This window comes from Arthrobacter sp. B2a2-09, assembly GCF_027587375.1.
In the GTDB taxonomy this organism is placed as follows: Bacteria; Actinomycetota; Actinomycetes; order Actinomycetales; family Micrococcaceae; genus Arthrobacter.
The window spans coordinates 1-8,839 of the sequence record NZ_JAMXIC010000052.1; the positions used below are offsets into that span (position 1 = coordinate 1).

At 63.0% G+C, this 8,839-nt stretch carries 4 protein-coding genes; 3 read left to right on the forward strand and 1 reads right to left on the reverse strand.

Annotated elements, in window-relative coordinates; all coding sequences use genetic code 11:
* Positions 1 to 815, reverse strand: an 815-nt coding sequence (gene glgP, locus NFJ07_RS25320) for an alpha-glucan family phosphorylase (protein ID WP_269998844.1), incomplete at its 3' end; no start/stop codon positions are given.
* Between the two features lie 131 nt (positions 816 to 946).
* Here glgP and NFJ07_RS25325 point away from each other — a divergent pair.
* The 3 genes from NFJ07_RS25325 to NFJ07_RS25335 are packed head-to-tail and all read left to right on the forward strand — an operon-like array spanning position 947 to position 8,515.
* Positions 947 to 3,025, forward strand: a complete 2,079-nt coding sequence (locus NFJ07_RS25325) for an alpha-1,4-glucan--maltose-1-phosphate maltosyltransferase (protein WP_269998845.1) — start codon at positions 947 to 949, stop codon at positions 3,023 to 3,025.
* Between the two features lie 5 nt (positions 3,026 to 3,030).
* Positions 3,031 to 4,827, forward strand: a complete 1,797-nt coding sequence (treS, locus tag NFJ07_RS25330; RefSeq protein WP_269998846.1) for a maltose alpha-D-glucosyltransferase — start codon at positions 3,031 to 3,033, stop codon at positions 4,825 to 4,827.
* 1 nt (position 4,828) lies between these two features.
* Entirely contained in the window at positions 4,829 to 8,515 is a 3,687-nt protein-coding gene (locus tag NFJ07_RS25335) for a 1,4-alpha-glucan branching enzyme (protein ID WP_442865406.1), read from the forward strand.
* The last annotated feature ends 324 nt before the right edge of the window (positions 8,516 to 8,839 follow it).

Genomic DNA, 8,839 nt, shown 5'->3' on the forward strand with positions numbered 1-8,839 from the left:
AGGCGCTGGTAGACGCGCAGCGCCTTCACCCCGCCCATGCCCAGCAGCAGTTCCTGCTGCAGGCGGTGGTCACCGCCCCCGCCGTAGAGGCGGTCCGTGATCCCGCGGGCGGCGTCGTCGTTGGCGGGAACGTTGGAATCGAGCAGCAGAAGCGGCACGCGCCCGACGTCGGCACGCCAGATGTGCGCGTTGAGCTTGCGTCCGTTGGGCAGCGGCAGCGAGATTGTCACCGGCTTGCCGGTGCCGTCCTCGGACGGTTCGCGCAGCAGCGTCAGCGGCAGGCCGTCCGGGTCAAGGACCGGGTAGGTTTCCTGCTGCCAGGCGTCCCGGGAGAGGGACTGCTTGAAGTAGCCCGCCTGGTAAAGCAGCCCGACGCCGATCAGCGGCACGCCCAGATCCGAGGCGGCCTTCAAATGGTCCCCGGCCAGGATGCCTAGGCCGCCGGAATACTGCGGAAGCACCTCCGTGATCCCGAACTCGGGCGAGAAATACGCGATGCACGCCGGAGCATCCGGACCCAGGCCCTGGTACCAGCGCGGCTCGCTCAGGTACCGGTCCAGATCCGCGGCCGCGTGCTGCACACGCTCTACAAGTTCATTGTTGGAAGCAAGTTGGTCCAGCTGATCGCGGCTGATTGACCCGAGGAGGCTGATTGGATCGTGACGGCTCTCCTCCCATAATTCTTGGTCAAGGCTCGCAAAGAGCTCGCGGGTAGGTCGGTGCCACGACCAGCGCAGATTCGTCGCGAGACGCGCCAGTGGCCGGATCGGCTCGGGGAGCAGGGTACGGACTGTAAACCTTCGGATTGCCTTCACGAGCGCCACACTAATCCACTCGGTGGACAGCAGGAACAGCTTTCGGTTTCTTTTAGGTAAATGACACATTGCGCCGAAGAGTCTGGGGTACCTCTTCGCAAAATGTGATTTTTCTCGCTAACGTCGAGGTTGTGACCACTACTGCAACACCGCGATCCAGCTCAGCATCCAAGTCCAAGCAGAAGACCGGTATTACCGAAGGTCTCAGATTCGGCAGGTTCCCGATCACGGCCGTGCAGCCCGTGATCGAGGAAGGCCGGTTCCCGGCCAAGGCCTTGCCTGGTGAAGATTTGGTGGTAGGCGCCACGGTCTTCCGTGAGGGCCACGACCAGCTTGGGGTGAGCGCCATCCTGCTGGACCCGAAGGGCAAAGAACGCCAGCGTGTCCGGCTCGCCCCGGCACCGGGTGAGCGTGGCAAGGGAACCGATCGTTGGGAGGGACTGCTGACCCCGACGGCGCCCGGAGCCTGGACTTTCGCGATCGAAGCCTGGCACGACCGTTACGGCACGTGGCATCACAACGCCGAAGTAAAGGTCGAGGCCGGCATCGACGTGGAGCTGATGCTCGCCGAGGGCGTCGCCCTGCTCGCGGAAGCGGCCGGAGAAAGCACGCGAAGCGCGGCGGACAAGCGCACCCTTCGCGCTGCCTCTGAAGGACTCGCCGATACTTCGAAGACTGACGAGGAGCGCCTTGCCGCTGGCTTCAGCGCAGAGGTCGCCGCCGTCGTCGAGCGCCAGCCGATCCGTGAACTGGTGACCGTCTCGGAACAATACCCGCTCCTCGTGGAGCGTGACCTCGCGGGCCGAGGAGCCTGGTACGAATTCTTCCCGCGTTCCGAAGGTGCCGTCTTCGATCCCTCCAGCGGAACGTGGACTTCAGGCAACTTCACGACGGCGGCCAAGAGGCTCGACGCCGTTGCGGACATGGGCTTCGACGTCATCTACCTGCCGCCCATCCACCCCATTGGTTTCCAGCACCGCAAGGGCCGCAACAACACACTGACTCCGGGTCCGCAGGATCCCGGCTCGCCGTGGGCCATCGGCTCCGAAGCCGGCGGCCACGACGCCATCCACCCGGAATTGGGATCGTTCGAGGATTTCGACGCTTTTGTGGCCCGCGCCAATGAGCTGGGCCTCGAGGTGGCGCTGGACTTGGCGCTGCAGGCCGCCCCGGACCATCCCTGGGTGAAGACCAACCCTGAATGGTTCACCACCCGCGTGGACGGCAGCATCGCTTATGCCGAAAACCCGCCCAAGAAGTACCAGGACATCTACCCGCTGAACTTCGACAACGATCCCGCCGGGCTATCCAAGGAAATCCTGCGGATCTTCTTGCTCTGGGTGAGCCACGGCGTGAAGATCTTCCGTGTGGACAACCCCCACACCAAACCGGTGTGGTTCTGGGAATGGCTGATCGGCAAGGTCAACAAAAAGCACCCCGACGTCGTTTTCCTCGCCGAGGCGTTCACCCGCCCCGCGATGATGCACGCCCTCGGCCGGGCAGGATTCCAACAGTCGTACACGTACTTCACGTGGCGAAACACCAAAACCGAACTGGAATCGTATTTCCAAGAGGTCAGCCACGAATCCCCGGCGTACTTCAGACCCAATTTCTTCGTCAACACCCCGGATATCCTCACCGAATACCTCCAATACGGTGGTCCGGCTGCGTTCCGCATCCGCGCCGCACTGGCAGCCACGGCCAGCCCGCTCTGGGGCGTCTACGCCGGATTCGAACTGTACGAGCATGTGGCGCGTCCGGGAGCCGAAGAGTACATCGACAACGAGAAATATGAGTTCAAGGACCGGAATTGGGATGCCGCAGCGGCCTCCGGGCACAGTCTCACCCCCTACATCACGCGGCTTAACGCCATCCGGAAGGCCCACCCCGCCTTGGGTGATCTGCAGAACCTGACCCTGCATCACAGCACGGATGACGCCACCGTCGTGTTCTCCAAGCACAAGACCTTGCCTGACGGCAGCAAGGACACCTTGATTATTGTGGTCAACGTCGATCCGCACGGCACCAGGGAAAGCACCGTGACCCTGGATCTCTCCGCTCTTTCGCTGGATCCGGCCGACTTCACCGCCAACGGAAGATTCTGGGTGGATGATTTGGTCAGCGGCGAAAGCTGGGAGTGGGGCGAGTACAACTACGTCCGACTGGACGCCCATGTAGAACCGGCACACATTCTCAATATCCGGAGGTAGCCTTAGTGAGCTTTAATCCGCAGGGTCAGAGTCAGTACTTCACGCCGAAGAACACTTTCGAGCTGAACGCCCCGGGTCTTCAACATGACCCTCATTGGTATCGGAAGGCTGTTTTTTACGAGGTGCTGGTGAGGGCCTTCGCGGATGCGAATGGCGACGGTTCCGGCGATTTCCACGGTCTGATCGACAAGTTGGATTATCTGCAGTGGCTCGGGGTGGATTGTTTGTGGCTGCCGCCGTTCTTCGATTCGCCTTTGCGCGACGGTGGTTACGACATTTCCGATTACACGTCCGTGTTGGACGAGTTCGGCACCATCAGCGACTTCAAGCGGCTCGTGGCCGAAGCCCACGCGAGGGGCGTCCGGGTCATCATCGACCTCCCGCTGAACCACACCTCGGACCAACACCCTTGGTTCCAGGAGTCACGCAAGAACCCGGATGGCCCGTTCGGGGACTTCTACGTGTGGAGCGACACCGACGAGAAATACCAGGATGCGCGCATCATCTTCGTGGATACGGAAGAGTCGAACTGGACGTTCGATCCGATCCGCCGGCAGTTCTTTTGGCACCGCTTCTTCGGCCACCAACCGGACCTGAACTTCGAAAACCCCAAGGTCATCGAGGCCGTCCACGACGTCGTCAAATTCTGGCTGGACCAAGGCATTGACGGATTCCGGGCTGATGCCATCCCATACCTCTTCGAAGAAGAGGGCACCAATTGCGAAAACCTGCCGGCCACCCACGGTTTCCTGCGGGACCTTCGCAAGATGGTGGACGAGAACTACCCGGGCCGCGTGATCATCGCCGAAGCCAACCAACCGCCGCACGACGTCGTCGAGTACTTTGGCACGGAGGAAGAACCGGAATGCCACATGGCCTTCCACTTTCCCATCATGCCGCGCCTGTACTACGCGCTCCGCGACCAGAAGGCCGCCCCCATCATCGAGACACTGCGGGATACCCCGGGAATCCCGGCCGGCGCGCAATGGGGTACCTTCCTGCGCAACCACGACGAACTCACCCTGGAGATGGTCACCGCCGACGAACGTGCCGCCATGCTGGGCTGGTACGCGCCGGACCCGCGTATGCGCGCCAACATCGGCATCCGGCGCAGGCTTGCCTCCCTGCTGGACAACTCCCGCTCCGAGATCGAGCTGATCAATGCGTTGCTGCTTTCCCTGCCGGGCAGCCCCTTCTTGTACTACGGGGACGAAATCGGGATGGGGGACAACATCTGGCTTGACGATCGCGACGCCGTCCGCACGCCGATGCAATGGAACCCGGACCGCAATGCAGGTTTCTCCAATGCCGATCCCGGAAAGCTCTACCTGCCCGTCATCCAGTCGCTGGTCTACAACTACAGCATGGCGAACGTCGAGGCCGAAGCGGCCCATTCCGGCTCGCTCCTGCGCTGGACACGCCAGATCCTGAGCGTCCGGAGGAACCACGCAGCCTTCGGGCTAGGCGACTTCCGGCACGTTCCAGCAGACCACGAAGTGGTTCTTGCCTATATGCGCGAGCTCCGGGAGGACAATCCGGAAGGCGAGGATGCCGAATCCATCCTTTGCGTTTTCAACCTGTCCCAACATCCGGTTGCTACCACCTTGGATATCCCTGAATACGCCGGAAGAGGCCTGAGGGATGTGTTCGGCGGCCAGCCGTTCCCGGGGATCGGCGCCGACGGCTCCCTGACCCTCACGCTCGGTAGCCACGACTTCTTCTGGCTTCGGATACGTTCGGCGGGTTCCACCGGCTCCTCGCCGTACACCCAGGCCATCCCAGTGCTCTCCATCGAAGGCTGACATGAGTGTCATGGCGCCCACCACGGTCCTGGCCTCCCTGCTCAAGGAATGGCTGCCCCGGCAGCGCTGGTTTCCGGTCAAGGCAGGGTCATTCGAACTGGAGTTCGTCGGCTCCTTCAGGCTTCCTGCACCCGCCGCTGGGACGGGCTTGGAGGTCCAGCTGATATCCGTCGCTTACGCCACGGCCGATGGCGGGAGGCAGACTGACATCATCCAAGTACCGCTCAGCTTTCGCTCCGCGCCCGCGGCCTCCTTGGCAACTGCCTCGGTGGGCCAGATCGGTGGAACGAGTGAGCAGGACCCGCCCGTCTGGGTATACGACGCACCCCACGATCCTGACTTTGTGACCGTATGGCTCGATCTCATCCGGGGTCAGGCGTCGGCCGAACCCGGAGAGGGGGAGTGCACCGCGAGCGGACATACCGTGCCTGGCAGCCTGCGGCTGCCCACTGCCTCAGGATCGGTGCGTGTCTCTTCCGGTGAGCAGTCCAACACTTCGGTGATCGTCGACGACGGCGTGTCCGCGGCGATCGTGAAGATCTTCAGGGTCCTGTCGGTCGGCAAGAACCCCGAGGTGGAGGTGGGCGCTGCCTTGACCTCGGCGGGAACGAAGGAAGTGCCCTCTACCCTTGGGTGGATTACGGGAACATGGGAGGTACGGACGCCCTTGGGCCGGCACGGCACAGCCTCGGCGGATTTCGCCGTTGCCCATGAATTCCTTGCCGGCGGGCAGGACGCGTGGCGCCTCGCCGTCGACGCTGCGGCATCAGGCACGGACTTTGCTACCGAGGCGCGGCAGCTGGGCCAGGCGACTGCCACCGTGCATTTGCGGCTCGCGGAAACCCTCGGAACAGCCCGGGAACGGGTTCCGGGCCAGGACATCGCGCCCGAAGTAGCCCGGCGCGTCCGCCAGTCGTGGGCTGAGGCGGGCACCGCCGTCGGGCCCCATGAGCAGCAACTCGAGGCACTTCTGACGCAACTGTCGGGCAAGGAAGCCGGGACGCTGCAGCGCATCCACGGAGACCTTCACCTGGGCCAGATCCTTTTGGTGCCCGGCGCTGCGGGAGAGCCGGGCCGGTGGGCGATCCTGGACTTTGAAGGCGAACCCCTGAGGCCGATCGAACACCGTAACATTCCCGACGTTCCCCTGCGGGACGTCGTCGGAATGCTGCGGTCCTTTGACTACGCGGCCGGTGCGGCCATCCGCGAGAATCCGGGGGCCCGGGTTCCCGCCACTTGGGTTGACGACTGCGCCGAGGCGTTCCTGGCAGGGTACAGCGACATCACCCCCGGGACTATTGACCGCGGCTCGCCGCTGTTTGTGGCATTGTGGCTGGACAAGGCCTTGTACGAGGTGATCTACGAGCTGCGGAACAGACCGGATTGGTTACCCATTCCGGTCAATGCTTCGCGGCAGATCCTCGGAAATACGAGCCCCGGCACGGTTGCCGCGGCGACATCGGAAGGTAAGGAAATGACAGGCTCAGCACGTACCGAACGGCCCCGAGTCCCGCTGTATGTGGACGCCGCTACCCTGGGCCGGGTGGCCGCTGGTGCGCACCACGCCCCGCACTCAGTGCTGGGCGCCCACCTTGACGACCACGGTCACGTCACCATCCGCACGGTCAAGCACCTGGCAGCGGAGGTAACGGTAGTCACCGAAGCCGGCTCCACCCCGATGACCCACGAGACCGACGGCGTCTGGGTGGCGGTCCTCGAACCGCTGCAACACGGCCATGTGCCGGACTACCGCCTGGACGTCGTGTACGGCGATTCCGCGCCGGTGACCATCAATGATCCCTACCATTACCTTCCAACCGTCGGCGAGGTGGACCTGCACCTCATCGGAGAAGGCCGGCACGAACGGCTCTGGGACACACTGGGCTCCCATGTCCAGCACTACCGCTCCGCACTCGGCGATGTGGACGGCGTCTCCTTCGCCGTCTGGGCGCCCAACGCCCAGGCAGTCCGCGTCAAGGGCGACTTCAACTCTTGGGACGGGCGTGAACACGCCTTGCGCTCACTCGGCTCTTCAGGAGTCTGGGAAGTCTTCATTCCGGGCGTTGTAGCAGGGGCGTGCTACAAATTCGAGCTGCTCACGAAGGCCGGCCATTGGGTGGAGAAAGCCGACCCGATCGCCTTCGGCACCGAAGTTCCACCCTTGACCGCGTCCCGCGTGGTGGAGTCCAGCTACCGCTTCAAGGACGACGCCTGGATGACGGCGCGGGCCAACAAGGATCCGCACAACTCGCCCATGAGCGTCTACGAAGTCCACCTCGGTTCCTGGCGCCTTGGCCTCGGGTACAAAGAGCTGGCCAAGGATCTCGTGGAATACGTGAAGTGGCTTGGCTTCACCCACGTCGAGTTCATGCCGGTGGCGGAGCACCCCTTTGGTGGTTCATGGGGCTACCAAGTCACGTCCTACTTTGCTCCGACCTCCCGCTTCGGGCATCCGGATGAGTTCCGCTTCCTGGTCGATTCACTGCATCAGGCGGGCATCGGAGTCATCCTGGACTGGGTCCCCGCACACTTCCCGAAGGACGCCTGGGCCCTCGCCCGCTTCGACGGCGAACCACTGTACGAGCACTCCGACCCCCGGCTTGGCGAGCACCCGGACTGGGGCACGCTCATCTTCGACTTCGGCCGCACCGAGGTTCGCAACTTCCTGGTCGCCAATGCCCTGTACTGGCTTGAGGAATTCCACATCGACGGGCTTCGCGTGGATGCCGTGGCCTCCATGCTCTACCGGGACTATTCGCGTGAAGAAGGGGAATGGTTCCCCAACGTCCATGGCGGACGCGAGAACCTGGAAGCCATTTCCTTCCTCCAAGAGGTCAACGCCACGATCTACAAGACCCACCCGGGCGCAGTGACCATTGCCGAGGAATCCACGGCGTTTCCCGGCGTTACCGCGCCGACCAACCATGGCGGCCTGGGATTCGGCCTCAAATGGAACATGGGCTGGATGCACGATTCCCTCAAGTACATCTCCGAAAACCCGGTGAACCGCCGCTGGCACCACGGTACGGTGACGTTCTCCATGGTCTACGCCTTCACGGAGAACTTCCTGCTGCCCATCAGCCACGACGAGGTAGTGCACGGCAAGGGATCCATGCTGCGCAAGATGCCGGGTGACCGCTGGCAGCAGCTTGCCAACTTGCGGGCGTTCATGGCTTACCAGTGGGCGCACCCGGGCAAGCAGCTCATCTTCATGGGCACTGAATTCGGCCAAGAGGCCGAATGGTCCGAACAGCACGGGCTCGACTGGTTCCTTGCCGACATCCCGTCGCACCGCGGACTGCAATTGCTCACCCGCGAGTTGAACACGCTGTACAGCTCGACGCCGGCCCTGCATGTCCGGGACAACGAGCCCGGCGGTTTCCAGTGGATCAACGGCGCGGATGCGGATCGCAACGTACTGACCTTTATACGGTGGGATAACGACGGCAAGCCCCTGGTATGCGCCGTGAATTTCTCGGGAGGCCCGCACGAGGACTATGTGCTTGGCGTCCCGTCTGCCGGCGCATGGCAGGAAGTACTCAACACTGACGCCGAGGTGTACGGAGGCTCGGGTGTGATCAACAGTGGGAAGTTGGTTGCCGGCGCACCAGGGGCGGAAGGATTGCCTGCGGCACTGACCGTCACTCTGCCGCCGCTCGGAGCTTCCTGGTTCACGCCTGTGGACTAGCTGTTTTTGCTTGACTGAGTGTGAAGGGTCCGGAAGCCTTGAGCTTCCGGGCCTTTTGCGTGGAACCACCGGGCGGCTGCCGAAGCGCAGGAAGCCGCCTGGTGGGCCTTTTGCCTCCCCGGAGAAGTGGTGGTATAGTTAATACCCGCGCTGCTCCCCAGTGGAGATCGGTGAAGTTGACTGAGTTCCTCGTGAAAATCAAGTCAAGAACGCCGATTTGACTAGGAGGCAAGCAGCCGGTAAGTTTGTGAAGTTGCTCCGGAGCGATCTTGGACCGTTTGGTTTGGGTGGTGCCGGGTGTGTCTGTTGTTTGAGAACTCAATA